The following is a 21,023-nucleotide window of genomic DNA, read 5'->3' on the forward strand; positions in this document are numbered from 1 at the left end:
TGATCACTATAGAGAAAAATTGATGGGTTTTTAAACTTTGATGCTCTTGCCCTGGGCTTTGTTGGCCAAAGCCCAATTATAACTTAATATACGTCACTTCCGTTATCCGCTACGACTCGAGTATGTCTGCCATAGATAACCAGGATTTTTTGTTTGTTTTTCAATCTTAAGTCTTCTGACTGTACTACAGAAATGATGCTGCCTGAATTTAATTTGATTACATATTCAACACCGCGGGTTTGGTTATAACCTCCATCAATGAAGTTACTTCCTTTTGATTGGTTCTCATTGGTTTCTGTATTTTGTCTGTGTAAATTAACTGGTCGTTTGGAAATAATGGTTCCAGGAATTACTTTTTTTATTTTTCCGATTTCATTAGCATCATATTCACCAGGAGGTAGATCTTTACTGCAGCTTGTTAACACAAGACCAATTAGAACTACGATAATGGATTTAAATACGGCTTTAGTCTTCATGGTTATTTAGACTCCAATTGATATTAATTAAATTACTTTGCCATTTTAGCTGAATTCCTCCTGAATTTTAATCAAAATTTAGGAAATCTAAATGCATCAATAATTCTTCTATTTGCTATTGAGTAATTCATTTAACAAACTGCTGGCACCAATTCTAAACCACTGCTTATTGATTTTTTTCCCAAGCATTAGTTCTGCTAGGTGGGCATAGTCTTGCGCCTGTTTTGTTGTTTTAACTCCTCCAGATATTTTTATTCCGCAGGTGGTATCTGGATGTTCTTTCAAAGCGCTTAAAATGGCAAAAACAGCTGGCAGCGATGCGCCTTGTGGAATTTTACCGGTAGAGGTTTTTATAAAATCACAACCTATTGCTATTAATTCGTTGCTGATGTGATATATTTTTTCAATATCTGAAAAGGCACCTGTTTCTATGATAATTTTTATGGTTACTTCATGTTTTTTACATGCTTGAATAACCACATCACACTGATTTAATGCTTTTTGTTTTTCACCGCCAAGATAAATCTGGTAAGGAAATACGAAATCAATTTCATTGGCACCTGATTGTATTGCATTGTCTATTTCAGTCAGACTCTGAATTAATTCATTAGCGCCATGTGGAAAATTGACTACAGTTGCAACATGAAGTATTGATGAACGATGGAAATAGGGTAAATATTGCGGGAAAATACATACGGCTGCTACGCGATGAGCTTTGGCTCTATTGTTTAATAATGCCAATGATTCATCGGATGCATCTGACTCAAGGAGAGTCAGATCCAGTGTGGGTATTAACTGCTCTTTAGACACAGCGTCAATCGATGGGTAGGAAAGAAGCTGTTCTAAAATAGTCGTTAAATTGGTTTCAAAGGTCACGATAATTCCAGAATATACTGTTTTAACAAAGTATTCAGTTTTATTGCCGCTCCTGAAGCCATTTGCACTACCGCGTCGTGACTATGGCTCGTTTTGGCAAGACCAGTAGCATAATTTGTAATCATTGCAATAACAGCTACTTTCATGCCGCAGTGATTGGCAACAAGAACTTCTGGTACTGTAGACATACCTACTGCATCGGCTCCCCATATTTGAAACGCCCTTATTTCAGCAGCTGTTTCATAATGTGGTCCTAATACAGAAATGTATACTCCTTGATTTAATTTAATCGAGTGTTTCTGAGCAATTGCCAACAGATCTCCCCGCATGTCTTGATCGTAGGCGTTATCCAGTGGGTAAAATCTTGGTCCAAACTCATCATCATTAGGTCCAATCAGCGGATTGCTTGGCTGCAAATTAATATGATCAGTTATAAGCATTAACTCTCCAGGACCAACCTCTTCCCTAAGCGATCCTGAAGCATTTGTTGCAATAAAATAATTGCATCCTAATACTTTTAAGGTTCTTACATAAGTTTTAACCGACTCATAATTTTCGAGGCCTTCATAGGTATGAGCTCTTCCTTGAAGGCATACAACTCCTATGTCCCCACAATAACCTAAAATCAATTTTCCACCATGCCCTTTTACTGTGGTAACAGGAAATCCGGGGAGATCTTCGTAGTTTGTTGAAACAGCATTTTCAAGTTCTTCAGCAAACTGTCCAAGTCCTGAACCTAAGATCACTCCAACAGAAGGAGTAAACGTGGGATGTAATTTTTTTATATAGTCAGCTGCTACATGAGCTGGGTTTTTATTAGTTACTGGATGAGTCATTCTATTATCCAAATCAGGGTTTAAAATCGAAGGTCAAGGGCAACAGTTCATTAACTGTCATGCTTTTAAGTATTGAATCCTTATTACATAAATGAATCATGGTACTGGAATCTGAAAATTCAAATATTCGTTGTCTGCAAGCACCACATGGCGAGCAGAGTAAATTATTTTCAGCTAAAAGTACGATGCTTTTAATCCGTTGTTCGCCGGCTGTTACCATATTGCATAAAGCAGAGGCTTCAGCACAGATGGTTAAACCATAAGAACCATTCTCTACATTGACACCTGTATATAAATTATCCTTATCTGTACAGATACAGGATGCAACTTTAAATTTAGAATAGGGCGCATAGGCATAGTTCAATGAATTATGAGCCTTGGTTATCATTGTAGAAATTAATTTATCCATTATGTATCTCTTAATCGGCGTGCAGAATATACTAAATTATTGTCTCGGAGTAAAAGCCTGATTTGATAAATCAATATCAACTTTGCTCTCTTCGTTCTGAACAGTCTTAATCCGAGCACATTTTAGAAGTTCAGCTCCATGGTATGGCTGTGGTGACTGTACTGTTTGTTGGGTTTGTATGTTCCCAAGTGATTTATTCATATAGTTATAACTATGAGGAGATAATGGAGTCTTTTTATGATCTCCAAAAGTATAATCCAGCCAGTATTCCGTGGCTAATACTCCTAAGCCTGTACTGATAATCGTAGCTGTTATAATTATCGGAACGGTTATAGCTGGAAAGATAAAGACTAATGTAGTGCTTAGTGCTGTAGTTAGACCAGTCGCAGCCATAGTCATGGCATAAGCCAAATAGGTACTTTGGTAGCTGTGTGAATAATTTTCATCAGATTCGGGCGGGTTCTGCAATTTATTATATTCACCGATAGTCCAAAAAATATTGCTTGAAAAAAAAAGCCAGGATGCTGGAACAATCAATACAGGAAAAAAAATTGCCAAAATGCTTATTAATGAGGCGATAAGTCCCATCGTAGCTGCATATAAAAACTGTTCTTTGAATTGAGCGAATCCATACCATTCTTCTGTATTGTTTTCCTGATTGGGCTGAAAGTGGCTTGAAATAAACCATGCGCCATAGGCTAAAAAATAACATCCGAGAGCAATAATATGAAAGAACGAAGAAACAATAGTGACGGGTAAATACTGAATTTTTGATATAATAAAACCTAATAAAAAGAATGTACTACTGAGTTTTCCGAGTTTTCTGGGGTGTATCACTGACCTGAAATCCACTTATAATTATTTTGAACATAATACTTATTTTTGAGGCACAAATCCATATTGCTACTTTAAGGTAAAATATTCCTTTATTCTCGCAAAATCTTATTTAAATTTTGGACAGATTGTATGCTGGAATATATAATAAGTTATAGTGTACCTACGTTCTGAGGTTTGTATATGTTTGGTAAAATGCCTGATGGTTCTTCTTCTCTTAAAGAGCAACTAAAAGATTTATATAAAGAACTGGAGAATGGGAAAGCAGAAAGCGCCCCAACTGAAGAGATGGCTCTAAGGCAAAAATCTGCATCAGATAAAGCTTATGCTGATAAAGTCGCGTCAGATCAATTGGCAATGAATAAAGCTGCTGTCGAGATGGAACGGTTAAATGCAGCTAAAATCATTAGCGATCGGTTTTTTAACCTAATGATGGAAGCATTACATAAAAAAGGTCATTTCGAGAGTAATTTAGCAGAAGCAGCAGAACGAGTAGGTTTTTCTCAATTACCTGTGGCATTAAATAAAGTAATTAATAGTGATGGACAAAGCCCATTACAATACATGATACAAAAGCAAAATTTTACAGGAGCTCAGGCGTTAATGGATGCTGGTGCTAAAATCGGGACGATTGAACGGGCAGTTTTAGATATAGCCAGTGACAGTAAAGCGGGGAGAGAATTTGGACTAAGTGTCCCGACAGCTTCGGAAAAGTTGCATCCTGTTAAATATTTTGGATTGGTTTTAGGTATCGAGATGACAAGTCAGGACGGTACCACTTCTCAATATGGCCATATTGCTCCAACTTATCAACTCATGACGGATGCGGTAACAAACCATGCCCAAAGCAATCCTGGTAATCAGAGTTTTAAGGAAATTGCTGACGCGTTTCATTTCTCCAATAAGAGCGCTGCTTTTTCTAATAGTACACCTCAGCGTAATCCTGAGGCAGGCGCTGAAATGTCTGCTCGTATTCAAAGTGGGAAATTAACAACCATACCCGTCAGTTGTGATGGTCATGCGATGGGGCTTTCTATTGTGCCAGATGGTCCGGGGTCTAAATCGGGCTATCTTGTTTATACTAATCGTGGTTTAGGTGCTGATCCAAGTGAGTATGGTACACAAATCTATCGTGTAGATGATCTGAATAAGGTTAATCCCAAGTTTATCAACAATATGATGAATGGCTTTCATAACGGTACGTCACATGATGAGATTAAAAACCAAATTGCGCAGGTTACCAATGGTGAGAAGCCTATTCATTCCATTCAGCAAAAGGGGCAAAAGGTCGATAATTGTACTATAGCAAATTCAAGTTCCAATGTGCATGGTATATTGCTCTGCCAACAGGCTGCAAAAAAAGGTGGCTTTGACAAAATTGATAAAGCTGACATCAACATAGCAAGAGATGAATATAAAAAATTTAAAGCAAATATGAAAGCCGACAAAGTCAATGAGTTGGTCAATGCAATCACCAAGAACCCAAATGATAGTGATTTGATCACTCTGGGCAAAGGGTTCTTAAATAAAAAAAATGTTGATCCATCACTAAAAACACAAATGGAGAAGGCTTTGGGTCCACATCTGGAAAAAGATGTTAAAGGTGAGTATCAGCAACGAACAGAATTAAGAGGATAATTTTAACTAAGGGTTAAGCAGGATCTTTGGGGGGATAAAGCGGTAGAGTTATTCTTACCATTAATCCACCGTCCGGATTATTATTGGCGACGATAGTGCCATGGTGCAGAGCAACTGCTCGTGCGGCAATGGCCAAACCTAAACCATATCCTCCTGTTTTTTTCGTTCTCGAGGTATCTACACGATAAAATGGGGTAAATATTGTCTCTAATTGATCTCCTGGCACTCCAGGCCCTTTATCCTTTATATCGATGTAGATTTGTTCACGCGTATCATTGTAATGGGTTGAGATACTAACGAACTGTTCTTTGGGCGAATAATGTGATGCATTGCGTACGATATTTTCTATTGCTCTATGGATTAATCGCTTATCAATTAATAATTCGCAGGGTGAGATATTATGCATTTCTATCTTAACTGAGTCTTTTTCAAATTCATAATTAGCATCTCTAACTATATCTGAAAGTAAAAGTTCAAGATTTATTTTTTTTATATCCAAATCAGTGGTCGATTTTTCCAGCCGGGCAAACTCTAGAATTTCGCCAATTAATTCATTTAATCTGGAACTCTCGAGCGCCATACGATTAAACTCTGGATCTGCTAGTTGTCTGGTTTTATTCTTTCCTAGCTCGATTGCGATATTTAAGCGTGCTAAAGGAGAGCGTAACTCATGAGAAATGTCTTGGAGCAGTCTTTCTTTTGAGGTTATCAATGTCTCTAATTGTTCAGCCATACGATTGAATTCATTGCTGAGCTCGGCAATTTCATCTTTATTATGGCCCCTGAAACGGCCTACTCGCGTGTTGAATTTTCCTATTGCAATTGATTTTGCCGCCATACCTAAGGTACGCAGAGGCCTGGTTAGGTAAAGTGACAGTAAATAGCAGAACAACCCGCTAATGACAATGGCCAGTACCAGGCGTATTGTAAGTCCAGCCCAAGGGATCTGGATAAAATGGGATATTGGTTTTTCACTGACTGCAGCAAGGCGATAATACTTACCCGAAGTAGATAATATTTCATGACTTACTATTAACTTTCCTGATTTAAAAATCCCTTCACTAGGCAGTTCATCATTCATCAGATTTTTAGATATTAACTTTACCTGTTCTGGAGGAGTTTGTGTTCCAATGATCTCTCCCATATTGGATAATAAGAAAATGGACATATGCTGAGAAACACCAATTTGATTGAGCCACTTTAACAAGGCAGATTGCTGGCCCGATTCAAAAGTAGCTACTGCCGCATTGGCATAGCTGTCCATAAACATTTCTTCGCGCGCTGGCTGATAAGATTTTTGTGTAATATGACTGGTAACCCAGGCAGTGGTGAAAATAATTAAAACAGATGCTAACCAAAACGAAATGAATATTTTCCAATACAAACTACGCATTAAACATATATCCAAACCCGCGCACTGTTTTTATTATAGGTTCTCCCTGGGGATTATCACCTAATTTATTTCTTAAATTACTGATGTGTACATCAATACTACGATCATATGCGGTGTATTTTCTTCCTAATGCATATTCTGTCAATTCTTCTTTTGAGAATGCCTGACCGGGAGATTTAATTAACATTTCCAGAATGTTAAATTCTGCATTCGTGAGTTCGAGAAATTTTCCTGCCATCGTTACGTGTCGCTTGGAACAATCAACTACAATGTTATGTTGCTCCAGAATAGGCCGGGGCGTTGGGATTTTTTGGGTGCGTCTTAATATAGCCCTTAGTCTGGCAACCAGTTCACGAGGATTGCAAGGTTTTGGGAGGTAATCATCCGCTCCAATTTCTAATCCAACGATGCGATCGATGTCATCGCCGCGTGCGGTTAACATTAAAACGGGAGTTTCTAAATGTTCCCGGATTGCTTTTAGTACTTCAAATCCATTCAGTTTGGGAAGCATAACATCCAGGACTATGGCATCAAATACATGATTGAGTGCTTTTTTAACACCGTTTTCGCCATCATGCACACAGACAACAGTAAATCCTTCGGGTTCGAGATATTGTGCTAATAAATCGGTGAGCTCTGTATCATCATCAATTATGAGAATAGTGCTATTCATCTATTAGTTATCCTTCAACAGGTGTATTTGGATTATCTGAAATTCGCTTATCAATACATTCTAATAATTTAATTCTTCGTGCATCAGCATTAATTATTTTAAATTCAAAGTTATCTATGTTGATTACTTCACCGCGCGTAGGCAAATAACCAAAATTATTCATTACTATACCACCGATAGTGTCGTATGTCTCATCACTAAATTGAGCCTGAAGTTGCTCGTTAAATTCTTCAATTGGGGTGTGGGCTTTAATGATATAACAATGATCGTCATGAACTTTTATATAAGCATCTTCATCAATATCAAATTCATCTTCAATATCGCCAATGATTTGCTCGATAATGTCTTCGATGGTAACAAATCCTGAAACTTCACCATATTCATCAACGACTATGGCCATATGATTTCGGTTAGAGCGAAATTCGCTGAGTAAACTGTCTAGCCTTCTACTTTCCGGTACAAAAGTAACCTGTCGGCATATATCGAGTAAATCGAAGGATTCTGCGGCATCGGGTTGATGGCGAAGTAAATCTTTCGCGTGAAGAATACCTATGATTTCATTGGGATTTTCACCTGTTACTGGAAAGCGGGAATGTCCTGTCTGGGTTACAACCTGAATAATGTCTTTGTACTCATCATCCTGGTTAATATAAACCATTTGATTCTTAGGAAGCATGATGTCTCGGACACGCATTTTAGAAAAAAGAATGGCGCCTTCAATCATTGCAAGAGTCTCTGAGTTGATCAGCGATCGGATCTGCGCGTCTCGCAACAAACTGACCAGTTCTTCCTGATTTTGTGGTTCGCCTTGAATAAAATGCTTCAATCGGACAAACCACGAACCGCTTTCTTCCTCTTTATTCAAGATTACTTCCTTCTATGTCATAAGGATTACCGTATCCTAGTTCAGTTAGTAATTTAATTTCAATACCTTGCATAATCTTTGCATCATCGTCATTGATGTGATCGTATCCTAATAAGTGCAATACACCATGAATTACAATCAAAGCCCAATGTTCATCAATTGTTTTAGCCAGTTGTCTGCTTTCTTCAAGTAGCACTTCCGGGCAAATAATAACATCGCCAAGAAGAGGAAATTCCAGCTCAATGCCTTCAGGAAGGGCGCTTGGGAACGCGAGCACATTGGTGGTTTTATTTTGTTTTCTATAGGAATTATTTAGATAAATCATTTCTTCCGCATCAACCAGACGAATGGTTAATTCCGCATCTTTCTGGTGATCTCTAAGTGCCAGACTAGCGAGTTTTGTTAAATCATCATCCGTTAGGGGGATGGGATTTGGCGCTGCATTTTGTATGTCTATATGATAGGTCATTTCTTGGTTCCAGAATATTCATTGTCATAGCAATCAACAATTTTTGATACTAATGGGTGGCGTACTACTTCACGACTAGTAAAAGTATGAATACTGATGTCAGGTATGTTCTTAAATAAACGAATGGCATGTTCGAGTCCTGAGTCAATTCCTTTGGGTAGATCTACCTGCGTCGTATCGCCTGTAATTACCGTTTTTGATCCAAATCCCATCCGGGTAAGAAACATTTTCATTTGCATAATCGTTGTATTCTGAGCTTCATCCAGAATAATAAAGGACTCATTCAGAGTACGTCCTCGCATAAATGCCAGAGGCAATACTTCAATGATGTCGCTTTGTATTAACTTCTGAGTTTCTTTAAATCCGACCATTTCATACAGAGCATCATAAATTGGCCGCAAATAAGGGAGAACTTTCTCAACCAAATCGCCAGGGAGAAATCCTAATTTTTCTCCAGCTTCTACTGCTGGTCTTACAAAAATCAGTCGTTGAACTTCTCCTTTTTCAAAGCTCTCTATTGCCTTGGATACGGCCAGATATGTTTTTCCTGTTCCGGCTGGTCCAACAGCGAAAGTAATATCGAATTTATCTATTGAATCCAGAAATGCAGCCTGCTTATTATTCCGTGCTGAAATGGATTTGCGAGATAATTTAATATGATGCGTCATGGCTGATTGATAATCCTCATTGATTAATGCACGAATGGTAGCGCTGTCTATAGGGTGTTTGGACAAGGGATACAACAAAGTAAATATTTTTTCAATTTCTGCAATATTTTGTTCTGATTGTCCTTGCACCTGAAGCGTTTGATGCTTGATTTGGATGGATACGTTAAATTTATCTTCAAGAAATTTGACGTTGCTATGTAAAACACCACACAAGTTGGCCAGTTCCTGATTGCTAAGAAGAGGTAATTTTACAATGTTGCTGATCAATGTACTGCTCAAAGTGATTTATTAATTACTAAACATACAATAAGAATAGTTCAAAAGAGGCACTTACTGCAAGTAATTCGAAATTGTTCAGGTAGCAAGATCATTTCATTTCGGTATACCAAGCCACAACAGCAGTTCTTTTTTTGTTGTTGGTGCTTATCGAGCTTTTTGCGATCGATTTGATGTATAAAAAAATAACCCGGCTATACTATATTCGTGAGTCTGTCTAACTAATCCTATAAATATGTTATAATTTTTGTTTTAGAAGTTATAAGTATTTTATGATAGATCTTCATTGCCATAGTTATTTCTCTGATGGCGCGTTAAGCCCTGCAGAGTTAATTCAAAAAGCACAGAATCAACGACTGAACTGTTTGTCGCTTACTGACCACGACACTGTGACTGGTTATGCTGAATTAAATCAGGCTGCTTTAAATAGTGGTATCACCATTGTTAATGGTATTGAATTGAGTACTCGCTGGAAAAAATATGATATTCATATTCTTGGCTATCAACTTCAACATACTACTGAATTAAATAATTTGATTCTGAAGCAAAATAACAGCCGTATCGAACGAGCAGAGCAAATCGGATTAGCTTTGCAATTATCTGGAATTGAAAATGCTTATGCTAAAGCCTGTGAACTCGCGGGGCATACTCGAGTTGGTCGTCCGCATTTTGCTCAGTTATTAATTAATGAAGGCAAAACCAGAGATATGAAATCAGCATTCCGGCAGTATTTGGGCAGAGGGAAAAGTGCCTATGTTCCTACTCCATGGATAAGCATTCCTGAAGCAGTTGAAGGGATCGTCGCTTCAGGAGGACAAGCCGTAATTGCTCATCCTCTTAAATATGGATTGACGCGTTCAAAATTGCATGAGTTAATCAAAGAGTTTAAAGATGCTGGAGGGGTAGGGATGGAAGTAGTCTCAGGGGAAATGAATGTAAGTCAGATTAAAGAAATGGCAGCAACCTGCATGCGCTTTAATTTGCTGGCATCCTCTGGTTCAGATTATCATAGTGATGCGGCATCGAGGATAAGCCTTGGACGTCAACAACAACTACCAGTAAACTGTACGCCTATTTGGCAAGATTGGAACATTTAACAGGGGACTTTATGAGTCAGTTTTATGCGTTACATCCTGATAACCCACAAGCGCGCTTGGTTAGAAAAGCGGTCTCGATTATTGAAGAGGGTGGTTTAATCGTTTATCCAACCGATTCCGGCTATGCACTGGGCTGTAGCCTTGGTAATAAATCGGCTTTGGAGCGTATCAGGCGATTAAGACAATTAGATAAAAATCACAACATGACGTTGGTTTGTCGTGATTTATCACAGCTGGGTACTTATGCAAAAGTCTCTAATCCAATATTTAGGCTTTTAAAAACATTTACACCGGGATCTTATACTTTTATTTTGAATGCAACCCACGAAGTGCCCCGTTTGATGCTGCATCCTAAGCGAAGAACATTAGGGTTAAGAGTGCCCGATAATACGATTACTCTTTCTTTGCTAGAAAGCCTGGAAGCACCATTAATGAGTACAACGCTGATTCTTCCGGGAGCTAGCGCTCCATTAAGTGAGCCTGAAGCGATTAAAGATCTTTTGGGAGATCAGACTGATTTGATCATTGATGGCGGCAATTGTGGTCATGAACCAACAACGGTGGTTGATTTGACCGGGGATTATCCTGTGATTCTCAGAGAAGGAAAAGGAGATCCTGAACCATTTAGATAATTCAATTACTGCTGAGCGTCCATTCTAAATGCTGCTCAGCAGGTATTTTGTAGTATTTGTGTACGATTTTGTTTTATTTTCAATTTAAAGAGGAAATTGATGTCTGCATTATTTACTTCCAACAAACGAGTTGTTTCTGGAATGCGTGTGAGTGGAAGATTGCACCTGGGACATTACCATGGTGTATTAAAAAACTGGATAAAACTACAACATCAATACGATTGTTTCTTTTTTGCGGCTGATTGGCATGGTCTTACTACACAATACGAACACACTAATTTTATTGAAAAACATCTTTGGGAAATGATTATTGATTGGCTTGCTTGTGGAGTAAATCCAGGGCATTCCAAAATCTTCATTCAATCCTGGGTGCCGGAACATGCTGAACTGCATTTGCTGTTATCGATGATTACTCCTTTGGGATGGTTAGAACGAGTCCCCAGTTTTAAAGATCAGCAAGAAAAACTAAAAGAAAAGGATTTGGCGACCTATGGATTCTTGGGCTATCCATTATTACAAAGTGCTGATGTGTTGCTCTATCATGCTGATTATGTTCCTGTTGGTGAGGATCAGGTTGCGCATATCGAATTAACTAGGGAAATCGCGCGTCGCTTCAATCATATTTATGGTAAAGAAGCTAATTTTGAAGAACTAGCCATCGCTGCCATAAAGAAAATGGGCAAGAAAAATGGAAAAATCTACAGTGATTTACGCAGACAATTCCAGGAACATGGAGTGCATGAGGCAATTAAGACCGCTCAGGCTCTTTTAGAAGATCAATCGAATCTTTCTATAGGAGATAAAGAGCGTTTATTAGGATATCTCGATGGCAGCGGCAAAATTATATTGACAGAACCACACGCGCTGCTTACTGAAACAGCAAAAATGCCAGGTACTGATGGACAAAAAATGTCTAAATCCTATCATAATACTATTATGTTACGGGAAGAACCGGCTCAAGTGGAAAAGAAAGTATTAACCATGCCTACAGATCCTGCTCGAGTAAAGCGTACGGATCCTGGAGAGCCAGAAAAGTGCCCGGTTTGGCAATTTCATAAAATATACTCTAAAGAGGATGTTAAAGAGTGGGTGCAAAAAGGATGTAGAACTGCAGGAATAGGCTGCATTGATTGTAAGCGTCCGGTTATCGACGCGATTAACCAGGAGCTGAAACCTATTCAGACAGCCATTGCTGACTATGAATCTGATCTGGGCTCGGTTAAACGCATTGTGTCGGAAGGTAGTGAAGCCGCGCGGGAAGAAGGGATAAAAACATTGAATACAGTCAGAGAAGTCATGGGACTGGACTACTAAAATGAATGTTGAGTTATCTGTCAGACCTGAGATTAAAGCAATTGTTGATGGTAAAGAACTTACTCAGGTCCCTGATGACTTATTTATCCCCCCAGATGCTCTGGAGGTCTTACTTGATTCGTTCAGCGGACCATTAGATCTGCTTCTGTATCTCATTCGTAAACAGAATATAGACATACTCGATATCCCAATTGTCAGTATTACCAGACAATACTTGCAATACATTCAGTTAATGGAATGCAGAAGGCTGGAACTTGCGGCTGATTATTTATTGATGGCTGCCATGCTTGCTGAAATTAAATCCAGATTATTATTGCCAACGTCAACAAATCCGGAAGATGAGGAAGAGGAAGATCCTCGAATGGCATTAGTAAGAAAATTACAAGCTTATGAACAAATGAAAGAGGCGGCTCAATTGCTTGATGCGCTTCCAAGAAGAAACCGTGATAATTTTGTAATTCAAATTAATCCGGATGAAATTGAAGCGATTAAAGTTCATCCTGAAGTGAGTATGGAAGATCTGATTGATGCCATGAAAGGGCTATTGCAAAGAGAAGTACACCTTGCTCACCATCAGATAGCCAGAGAGACGATGTCGGTGCGTGAACGAATGAGTATGATCCTTCTTAAATTGCAAGAAAATAAAATACTGGAGTTGTCGCAGTTATATACTCCTGAGGAAGGACGAATGGGATTGGTTGTATCCTTATTGGCCATACTTGAATTAGCAAGGCAGTCATTAATCGTGATAACTCAAACTCAGGCATTTTCTCCTATTCATTTACAGGCTGCCTAATATGGATGAATCTGAATTAAAAAAAATTATTGAAGCATTGCTGTTAAGTTGCAATGAGCCACTTCCGTTGGATAAAATTCAGGAAGTATTTGATGAGTGGCAAAGACCGGAACTGGCTCTCTTAAAAAATGTTATGGCGCAATTGAAGGCTGATTATGAAGGGCGTTCCTTTGAATTAATTCAGGTTGCTGGCGGTTATCAAGTACAAACCCGTTCTGAATACAGCCAGTGGCTTGCTCGCTTACAAATAGAGAAGCCCGGCAAATATTCCCGTGCTTTACTTGAAACTTTGGCAATAATTGCTTATAAGCAACCTGTAACACGTGCGGACATTGAAGAAATTCGTGGTGTGGCAGTGAACAGCCACATAATGAAAACCCTGATGGAACGGGAATGGATTCGTATTGCAGGCCATAAGGATGTTGCTGGGAAGCCAGCTGTATATACTACAACTAAAGAATTTTTAAATTATTTTAATCTAAACTATTTACATGAACTTCCATCTTTACCTGAAGTAATGGAAACATTGACATTGCATACAGCAAACCAACTTAATGAAGAGTGTATTACTGAATGAGCAGCGAAAGGTTACAAAAAATACTAAGCCAGGCAGGCCTTGGTTCACGAAGAGAAATGGAACGGTGGATTGAAAATGGCTGGATTCAAGTGAATGGCAAGCCTGTCAAATTAGGTGACTCAGCAGGCCCACTTGATAAAATAACTGTCAAAGGCAAACTGATTCATAATCCCTTAAAAATAAAGCAAAATACAAGAATACTGCTTTATCATAAGCCTGTAGGGGAAATTTCCAGCCGAAATGATCCTAAATTTGAGAAAACAGTATTTGACAATTTACCACATTGTAGAAATGGTCGATGGATACAGGTTGGTCGCCTGGATCTGAACACCTCTGGCTTGTTGGTTTTCACTAATAATGGTGAGCTAGCTAATCAATTAATGCATCCCAAATATGGGTTAGAGCGTGAATATGCAGTAAGAGTTCATGGTCAGGTAAGCCCCGAAGCACTAAAGAATCTACAAAAGGGTGTGGCACTTGATGATGGTATGGCACAATTTATCAATATCGAATCCAGAGGAGGGGAAGGCAGCAACAGCTGGTACCATGTAACGCTTACCGAAGGGCGGAATCGAGAGGTCAGACGTCTATGGGAATCACAAGGCCTTGAAGTAAGTCGACTGATCCGGATACGTTACGGCACGCTTACCATGCCCAGATTCCTTACTCGTGGACAATCTTATGAATTATCTCCAAAACAAGTAAATGAATTTATCGATTCATTGCCAAAAGAATAGCCACGCTCATTTTCGCAAGTAAGAGCCACTGATTGACCTGCTCTTGCTTGGGAACTCCAGATGGCTTATAAAATTGCGTCAGCTAAATCAATACAGTTGTATTCAGAGTAAATTAATCGCTACTATATGATAAAGAGGGTGTTTGATATCCATCATAATGGATTTCAGGCAGAGAAAATCAAAAGTAGTCCGGATGCAGCCGAGCGAAATATGCATAGCGTGGTACATCAGTCTGACGGCTATGCAACTTCAGGCGCTTGGCTTTAATAATTTAATTGGTTCAAAGTGATACTCAGGGAGAACAATTGAGTACGATTACACTTACTAATAATAATCAAAATTCCCAAGATCTTAAGGTAACAATTAATCTCAAGGACGGTTGGTGTTTTTTTCCCGATGGACGTGAAATAGACCTGAAGCACTTCTTGCTGCAATCAGATTTTACCCATCCTTTGTTATCAGAGCCATTTATGGCACATAAGGATAATGTCTATCATTATGAATATAACAATGTTCGTGAGTTATTTGGAGCTGCCGTTTTCGTTTACGCCACGCTATTGCATGTTGATAACCCAAGTCTTTGTATTTTTAAAATTAATCCTTCTGGTCACTTTCATTATAATAAGCAGGTTGATGATTTATATTTTTCTATGAATAGCGATAAAACTGCGGAAGATACTATTTCTTTAGAGCAATTAAATTCTATAGTAGGGGATATGTTAAGGATTCAATTTAAGTTTTCTGAAGATTTGATTATTAATGATTCATTTAGCTTTGAGACTCTTCCATCAACAGTGGATGGGGATAAGCTTTTTACTGCTCAGCAATATCTTTATGACTTATTGGAAACTCCAGGTGATTTATCACGTTTCGAAATACGTTATATTGATCCCCTGATTGGTTTGGGGGTCTATAGCAGAAAGGTTATTAAAGCTGGTGATATTGTGGGTATTTATACCGGAATAAAAACAAATCGAAACCCTCCATACATGGGATTTGTCTTTAAACCAGAGAATGATTACCTGAATATGTTTCTTGATGCCAGAAGTCACGGAAATATAACTCGCTTTATAAATCATGCTCCTGAGCCAGATAGCGAGAATGAACGACATGAGTCTTCGCGAGGATTAATTGCCAATGTAAAAAGCTTTATTTATTATTTCAATGGCATTTCAATCATTGTTTTTATTGCTATTCAGGATATTGCTCCGGGACAACAATTATTAATTAATTATGGTGCAGATTATTTTCAGACCTACACTCCTTCACGGTTTAAAATCAGAAGACGATTCGGTGGTTTCTTTAATGTCTTTTCAACGAACCGATTGAAGCAAATAAGAATAATGGCAAAACATGGGGTTAAAAAAGCACAAATTTATCTTAATTTAAGATTGATTTATATATTCATAGGCATCTGCATTATTATGAGTGGATTGCAGTTTCTTTCATTCAATTAAATTGGTTCATCCTTATTAATTCATACCGTCTAGATTAATTTCATTGTGCTATAAATGGTTCATGGTGATTAATACAAAATATTTTAATTGTAAAAACTTGATTGAATTTGCTTAGTCAAGACTGTTTTTTTTATTTTTTTGTTGTTATCATGCTTGCCAAAATCTCTCTTTTAATTATCCCTCGTCTTGTGGATATTTATCACGAACTTCCTTGACATCCTATTTAAATTAATAATCAAATTATTTTACTCTCCCTTATTCCATAAGGGTTGTCGCCTATTTTTTTCTTAATTTTGTTAGAGTAATTTATCCACATTTTCTGTGGATATCTCTGTGTATAGACTCTTAGTCTTCTTATAAATTCAGCAGGTTATTGAATTGTGCAGAGATTAAACATAGTGCCAAATGGGGATTGATAATTGAAATAAGACATCATGGATTCGATATTGGAATAAATTTGGATTTGAAGTGGCAGAGGAGGGCCAACCACATCCTTGTGGTATTGCATCGTCCTTGATGCGTTGAATATTCCGTATAAAACATCCAATGTCCTTCCTCTTGTGTTAACTTTAGCATAGAGGGAAAAATTGTCTTCATGAATATGGTGCAAACTCATGTAAGAAATTTCTTTAATTAATGAGAGAAGATATCTCATGTGCTTTACAATAAGCCAATTTCTTATCCATCTCAAAGGATTTTATCCCTTCACTAAGAGATAAATTTCATTTTTCTTATCATACTCTCATCTTGCATTATTGAATCAGCTCTTAGGTTTGTTATATGGTTATTTTTTTGTTAGCTTTGGGATGGTGGATTGTATTAGTTTTCTCAGACTATTTAATTTAAAGGATATAGCAAATATGGCTGGAACAAGTTTGTTAGCGTTGATCGATGATATTGCTTCAGCACTGGATGATGTGGCCGCGATGACTAAATTAGCTACCAAAAAAACAGCAGGCGTATTGGGGGACGATTTAGCTCTTAATGCTGAGCAAGTGCTCGGTATTCATGCAAACAGAGAATTACCTGTTGTCTGGGCTGTAGCAAAGGGATCTGCTGTTAATAAATTAATTTTAATTCCATTGGCACTCTTAATCAGCTATTTTTTGCCGCCCTTGGTAAGTATTTTATTAATGTTAGGTGGATTGTATTTGTGTTTTGAAGGCTTTGAAAAAATTATTGAGAAGTTGTTACATAAAGATACGGAGCCCTCTACAAAAAAAATAGATATAAAACATGTAGATATGGTTCAATTTGAACGAGAGAAAATTAAAGGTGCTGTGCGAACTGATTTTGTATTGTCAGCGGAAATCATTGTCATTTCTTTAGGTGTTGTTGCTACCAGCACGCTGCTGAATCAAATCATTGTACTGGCCATGATTTCTTTAATTATGACCATAGGGGTTTATGGTTTAGTAGCTTGTATTGTGAAGTTGGATGATCTGGGCTTTATTCTGCGTGGGAAAAAACGTCCAATTAAAGATATTGGAATGCTGCTGATTGGCGCCGCACCGATATTGATGCGATTTTTAGGAGTTGCTGGCACTATTGCTATGTTCCTGGTTGGCGGTGGTATTATTTCTCATGGTATACCAATTACCCATGTTTACTCAGAAAATCTGTCTTCAATTGGAGCGATAGGATTTAATTTTTTAGTGGGCGTTTTTTCTGGGGCCCTCGCCGTTATGGTTTTTTATGTGATAAAAAAAATCAGAGCACAATTTTAAATTAATATCATAACGCAACTCTAGTTCTTTTCTTGGAATACGAATCACCGTGGCCTCGACCACGGTGTCCATGGTCAATATATTAATCAAAAGCTGAGAGCTTATGGGGCCTTGATAAATACCAATCTGGCAATTAAATAGCTACGTTGACTAGCCTAGGTCGAACGGATTTTTTTAGTTAAATCTGTTGGTCAAAGAACATATTGTTAAATTAGGTCTATACTTAAAACTTAAGTAAGTATCTTGACGCGAAAAGGAGATTTGATATGGAAGATTTAAAAAAGAAAGCCAGACATGCCATTTCAGAGGGGAAAGCTGATATTACCGGAGCTGCTAATCAACTCCTCAATGAAGGCAAAAAATTAGCTCATGAGCTTTACGAAGATAATTTGAAAAAAGTTGGTGAAACACAGGATCATCTTAAAGAATATTCAGATGAATTAACACAAAAAGTAAAGGAAAATCCTATTACTTCCTTGTTAATCGCAGGTGGGATTGGTTTTCTTATTTCATCTTTGTTAAAAAAATAAATGAATATTCTTGAAGAGGTGGAAGGGCTTATTTCCAGTAAAACCAAGAGTATGAAATTATTCATTTCGCTTTTGATACTGGAAACAAGCCTCGCGCGGTTAAGTATCATTCCCTTGATATTCACTATGGTGACGATGTTTGTTATTGTTTTTACCACTTGGCTTGCAACCATGATGCTTTGGGGCTATTTAATGTTTACGCTAACCAGCAGTTTGATTATGGCTACGGTATCTGTTGTTTTATTGAATTTAATCCTGCTGTATTTTTTACATCAATTGATGAAATACAATTTAAAAAATATGAGTTTTGAAAAAACTCGTGCGTATTTCTCTGATAAAGGATGCAATGAAGAGAATGAACCAAAGAAAGTTGCTGATAGAACAAATAGAGTTAGTAGACAAGCAATTAAAAAATGAGCATCATCAATATATAGCCTATAAAGAGCAAGTCTGGACTGTATTTTCTGATCCTCGTTTATTATTAGCTGCTGGTGTTTGCATGCTTGTTATTAGCTATAAAATTTATAAAGGTCCATGGAGGACTGTGTTTAAATCATTAGTGAGCTATGCATTATTTTTTGCCAGTAATCAATTAAAAAAACAAATTGTTTCCCGTTTTTAATTGATGCTGTTTTTATTTTATAGTCTGAGGCGACTATGTTTCATTCTGCTGTTGAGTATTTTTGTAATCAATTGAATATCAGACTGCCGATCATCCAGGCACCTATGGCCGGAGGGATTGTCACTCCATCATTAATCTCTGAAGTGACACTAAATGGGGGGCTTGGTTCATTACCTTTAGGGTATTTGTCCATAGCAGAGTCTCAAAAGGCAATTCGCGAAATAAAAACATTAATTTCTGCACCATTTGCAGTGAATATATTTATTCCAGACAGTAAAAGTAATCGAATACAAGAAACACAATTTCGAAAAATATTTGACTATATTAATGTGCATCGCGCACGAGTTGGACTGAATATCTATTCTGAAATTCCGATATGGGTTGAGCCGGATACTAATGAATTAGTTGAGATGATCATCGGTGAAGGAATATCGGCATTAAGCTTTACTTTCGGTATTTTAAATTCCCATTTAATGAGTCTACTGAAAAGAAATCATATATTTGTTATGGGAACAGCTACTACTGTTGCAGAAGGTTTGGCACTTGAAAGCGCAGGATGCGATGCTGTAATTGCTCAAGGAGCTGAAGCAGGAGGACATCGTGGAGGCGATTTTTTAGAAGGCAATCCTGGGGAGTTAATTGGAACCATGGCGCTTGTACCCCAAATGGTGGATGCCCTGACTGTTCCTGTTATCGCAAGTGGTGGCATTATGGATGGACGAGGACTGGTTGCTGCCTTAGTCCTTGGTGCTAGTGCGGTTCAAATGGGAACTGCATTTTTAACCTGTGATGAAAGCAATACATCATCTATGCATCAACAAAAGATTTTAGAAGGCCACGAAGACAGCACTTGTATCACCTCGGTGTTTACTGGGAAACCTGTCCGTTGTTTTAAGAATGAGTTTGTTTTTATGACGGAACAACAATTTCATAATAATGAATTGCTTCCATATCCATTACAGCATCAGCTAACCAAAGAGCTTAGGCGTCATGCAAACACAACAGCTAATGTTGACTATTCAGGTTTGTGGAGTGGACAGGGCATTCGTCTGAGCCGTTCAGTGTCAACCAGGGTTTTGATGAGTACGCTTGAAAAAGAGGTTGCAGCTGTTCTATCACAGTTTAAAATACCTTAAAAGAACGTTCCGAGATGCTGATAAGCCGTATATCATTGAAATTTATTCAATCCATTGGGTTCCCTGAATGGTTCGTTTATAGACTGAGCAGAATCGTAGGCAAATGCTCTAGATGCTGCTGTATTAAACTAGGCTCTCCAAACCCATGCATTGATAACACATGGGGCAGAAACCCTTCTCAGGGAGTGGTAATTGTTTATGCTGGTGAATTTGCAACACAGCCGCCCAGTATAAAAATATCATTGCCGTTTTTTATAACAAGCCCATGGGTCTTGCCATCCTTATTATTTGCCTAAGTTTTTCGATTCAGGAAGTTTTATTTTTATGCCAATCATTGCCGTATTCACATACGGTCTATATTGTCCTCGAAGTGATTCTTCTGACAGAGGTTCAACATGTTCCCATGTTACGCTGTTATAAACAGTGTATTGATAACTTAGCGTCGCTTCTATATGTTCACTTATTTGGGTTGACATTCCTGTTTTCAAACTACCACCGGTAAGCCATTTGTTAAATGAGCCAGTTACCCCAATATTTCCTGCTGTGTACCCTGATTTTATAGCAAATTTACTGGCTGAGATTCCTGGTCCAATAAAAAATTTAGTATGGCTATTAAATTGGTACGATGGTAATAAAAATACAGATGCGCCGTATTCGAGACGCTCTTCAGCAAGTGCATTATCAGTGATAAACCAATTATTTATTCTATGTTTTGATTGACCAACAAAAGCATCAGCATTGGTTTCAATTGCGGTGCCAATCTTATCATTTAGCTGGAACTCATACCCCAATGAAATTTGTCCATGGCCATTAGTATAATTCGTTCTATAGGTCGCTGTTGCCGGTAAAAGATCATCTATCGGGTAGAGTAACTCTTTTTTTATATCAACCGAATTAACTCCAAGATTAATTCCTCCATACCAGCTTGCATTAGAATTAAGGGGAAATAATGCAGCACACATCAGTATTAAATATCTATTCATGG

The 21,023-nt window shown here is 37.9% G+C and carries 23 protein-coding genes; 12 read left to right on the forward strand and 11 right to left on the reverse strand.

Annotated elements, in window-relative coordinates:
* Nucleotides 1–83: 83 nt before the first annotated feature.
* From Q0495_RS01355 to Q0495_RS01375, 5 genes are all read right to left on the reverse strand, one after another.
* Entirely contained in the window at nucleotides 84–476 is a 393-nt protein-coding gene (locus tag Q0495_RS01355; RefSeq protein WP_298622285.1) for a hypothetical protein, read from the reverse strand.
* A 108-nt stretch (nucleotides 477–584) separates the two neighbouring features.
* Nucleotides 585–1,352 (reverse strand): deoxyribose-phosphate aldolase, encoded by a 768-nt coding sequence (gene deoC / locus Q0495_RS01360; protein ID WP_298622287.1) that lies wholly within the window; start codon nucleotides 1,350–1,352, stop codon nucleotides 585–587.
* Nucleotides 1,349–2,188: a purine-nucleoside phosphorylase gene (locus tag Q0495_RS01365; RefSeq protein WP_298622289.1), complete on the reverse strand. Its 840-nt coding sequence runs from the start codon at nucleotides 2,186–2,188 to the stop codon at nucleotides 1,349–1,351. The genes deoC and Q0495_RS01365 overlap by 4 nt, the downstream gene beginning before the upstream one ends.
* A 13-nt stretch (nucleotides 2,189–2,201) precedes the next feature.
* Entirely contained in the window at nucleotides 2,202–2,597 is a 396-nt protein-coding gene (gene cdd, locus Q0495_RS01370) for a cytidine deaminase (protein ID WP_298622290.1), read from the reverse strand.
* A 36-nt stretch (nucleotides 2,598–2,633) separates the two neighbouring features.
* Nucleotides 2,634–3,434: a hypothetical protein gene (locus Q0495_RS01375; RefSeq protein WP_298622292.1), complete on the reverse strand. Its 801-nt coding sequence runs from the start codon at nucleotides 3,432–3,434 to the stop codon at nucleotides 2,634–2,636.
* A 180-nt stretch (nucleotides 3,435–3,614) separates the two neighbouring features.
* Here Q0495_RS01375 and ankD point away from each other — a divergent pair, with 180 nt between their 5' ends.
* On the forward strand, nucleotides 3,615–5,069 hold the full coding sequence (gene ankD, locus Q0495_RS01380; protein WP_298622293.1) for a Dot/Icm T4SS effector AnkD/LegA15: 1,455 nt from the start codon (nucleotides 3,615–3,617) through the stop codon (nucleotides 5,067–5,069).
* Between the two features lie 13 nt (nucleotides 5,070–5,082).
* Here the strand turns inward: ankD and cpxA are convergent, their stop codons facing one another.
* The 5 genes from cpxA to Q0495_RS01405 are packed head-to-tail and all read right to left on the reverse strand — an operon-like array spanning nucleotide 5,083 to nucleotide 9,416.
* Nucleotides 5,083–6,462 carry a two-component system sensor histidine kinase CpxA gene (gene cpxA, locus Q0495_RS01385; RefSeq protein WP_298622294.1) on the reverse strand — a complete coding sequence of 460 codons (1,380 nt, stop codon included), beginning with the start codon at nucleotides 6,460–6,462 and terminating at the stop codon, nucleotides 5,083–5,085.
* Nucleotides 6,455–7,135, reverse strand: coding sequence for a two-component system response regulator CpxR (gene cpxR, locus Q0495_RS01390; RefSeq protein WP_298622296.1), 681 nt, complete (start codon nucleotides 7,133–7,135; stop codon nucleotides 6,455–6,457). The genes cpxA and cpxR overlap by 8 nt, the downstream gene beginning before the upstream one ends.
* A gap of 7 nt (nucleotides 7,136–7,142) precedes the next feature.
* A complete protein-coding gene (locus tag Q0495_RS01395) occupies nucleotides 7,143–8,000 on the reverse strand; it encodes an HlyC/CorC family transporter (protein ID WP_298622298.1) in 858 nt (285 codons plus the stop codon).
* Complete coding sequence (gene ybeY, locus Q0495_RS01400; protein WP_298622300.1) at nucleotides 7,993–8,469, reverse strand: rRNA maturation RNase YbeY; 477 nt, start codon at nucleotides 8,467–8,469, stop codon at nucleotides 7,993–7,995. Before ybeY ends, Q0495_RS01395 begins: the two co-directional genes overlap by 8 nt.
* Nucleotides 8,466–9,416: a PhoH family protein gene (locus Q0495_RS01405; protein ID WP_298622302.1), complete on the reverse strand. Its 951-nt coding sequence runs from the start codon at nucleotides 9,414–9,416 to the stop codon at nucleotides 8,466–8,468. The genes ybeY and Q0495_RS01405 overlap by 4 nt, the downstream gene beginning before the upstream one ends.
* A 269-nt stretch (nucleotides 9,417–9,685) precedes the next feature.
* On the opposite strand from Q0495_RS01405, the gene Q0495_RS01410 reads away from it, so the two are divergent.
* The 11 genes from Q0495_RS01410 (at nucleotide 9,686) to Q0495_RS01460 (ending at nucleotide 20,038) form a co-directional block, all read left to right on the forward strand.
* Nucleotides 9,686–10,510 (forward strand): PHP domain-containing protein, encoded by an 825-nt coding sequence (locus Q0495_RS01410; protein ID WP_298622304.1) that lies wholly within the window; start codon nucleotides 9,686–9,688, stop codon nucleotides 10,508–10,510.
* An 11-nt stretch (nucleotides 10,511–10,521) separates the two neighbouring features.
* Nucleotides 10,522–11,142, forward strand: a complete 621-nt coding sequence (locus Q0495_RS01415) for an L-threonylcarbamoyladenylate synthase (RefSeq protein WP_298622306.1) — start codon at nucleotides 10,522–10,524, stop codon at nucleotides 11,140–11,142.
* Nucleotides 11,143–11,241: 99 nt separating this feature from the next.
* Nucleotides 11,242–12,456 carry a tryptophan--tRNA ligase gene (locus Q0495_RS01420; protein WP_298622308.1) on the forward strand — a complete coding sequence of 405 codons (1,215 nt, stop codon included), beginning with the start codon at nucleotides 11,242–11,244 and terminating at the stop codon, nucleotides 12,454–12,456.
* A gap of 1 nt (nucleotide 12,457) precedes the next feature.
* Nucleotides 12,458–13,252, forward strand: a complete 795-nt coding sequence (locus Q0495_RS01425; RefSeq protein ID WP_298622310.1) for a ScpA family protein — start codon at nucleotides 12,458–12,460, stop codon at nucleotides 13,250–13,252.
* Between the two features lies 1 nt (nucleotide 13,253).
* On the forward strand, nucleotides 13,254–13,829 hold the full coding sequence (gene scpB, locus Q0495_RS01430) for an SMC-Scp complex subunit ScpB (RefSeq protein WP_298622311.1): 576 nt from the start codon (nucleotides 13,254–13,256) through the stop codon (nucleotides 13,827–13,829).
* A complete protein-coding gene (gene rluB / locus Q0495_RS01435) occupies nucleotides 13,826–14,566 on the forward strand; it encodes a 23S rRNA pseudouridine(2605) synthase RluB (RefSeq protein ID WP_298622312.1) in 741 nt (246 codons plus the stop codon). The genes scpB and rluB overlap by 4 nt, the downstream gene beginning before the upstream one ends.
* Nucleotides 14,567–14,871: 305 nt before the next feature.
* Nucleotides 14,872–16,023 carry an SET domain-containing protein-lysine N-methyltransferase gene (locus tag Q0495_RS01440; protein ID WP_298622313.1) on the forward strand — a complete coding sequence of 384 codons (1,152 nt, stop codon included), beginning with the start codon at nucleotides 14,872–14,874 and terminating at the stop codon, nucleotides 16,021–16,023.
* 860 nt (nucleotides 16,024–16,883) lie between these two features.
* The gene (locus Q0495_RS01445; protein WP_298622315.1) at nucleotides 16,884–17,750 is read left to right on the forward strand and encodes a DUF808 domain-containing protein; all 867 of its coding nucleotides are present in this window, start codon (nucleotides 16,884–16,886) and stop codon (nucleotides 17,748–17,750) included.
* A 266-nt stretch (nucleotides 17,751–18,016) separates the two neighbouring features.
* Nucleotides 18,017–18,280: a hypothetical protein gene (locus Q0495_RS01450; protein ID WP_298622317.1), complete on the forward strand. Its 264-nt coding sequence runs from the start codon at nucleotides 18,017–18,019 to the stop codon at nucleotides 18,278–18,280.
* 355 nt (nucleotides 18,281–18,635) lie between these two features.
* Complete coding sequence (locus tag Q0495_RS01455) at nucleotides 18,636–18,902, forward strand: hypothetical protein (RefSeq protein WP_298622319.1); 267 nt, start codon at nucleotides 18,636–18,638, stop codon at nucleotides 18,900–18,902.
* A 35-nt stretch (nucleotides 18,903–18,937) separates the two neighbouring features.
* Complete coding sequence (locus Q0495_RS01460; protein WP_298622321.1) at nucleotides 18,938–20,038, forward strand: nitronate monooxygenase family protein; 1,101 nt, start codon at nucleotides 18,938–18,940, stop codon at nucleotides 20,036–20,038.
* Nucleotides 20,039–20,322: 284 nt separating this feature from the next.
* Here the strand turns inward: Q0495_RS01460 and Q0495_RS01465 are convergent, their stop codons facing one another.
* Nucleotides 20,323–21,021, reverse strand: coding sequence for an outer membrane beta-barrel protein (locus Q0495_RS01465; protein ID WP_298622323.1), 699 nt, complete (start codon nucleotides 21,019–21,021; stop codon nucleotides 20,323–20,325).
* Nucleotides 21,022–21,023: the final 2 nt, after the last annotated feature.

Source organism: uncultured Legionella sp., assembly GCF_937871865.1.
GTDB lineage: Bacteria > Pseudomonadota > Gammaproteobacteria > Legionellales > Legionellaceae > Legionella.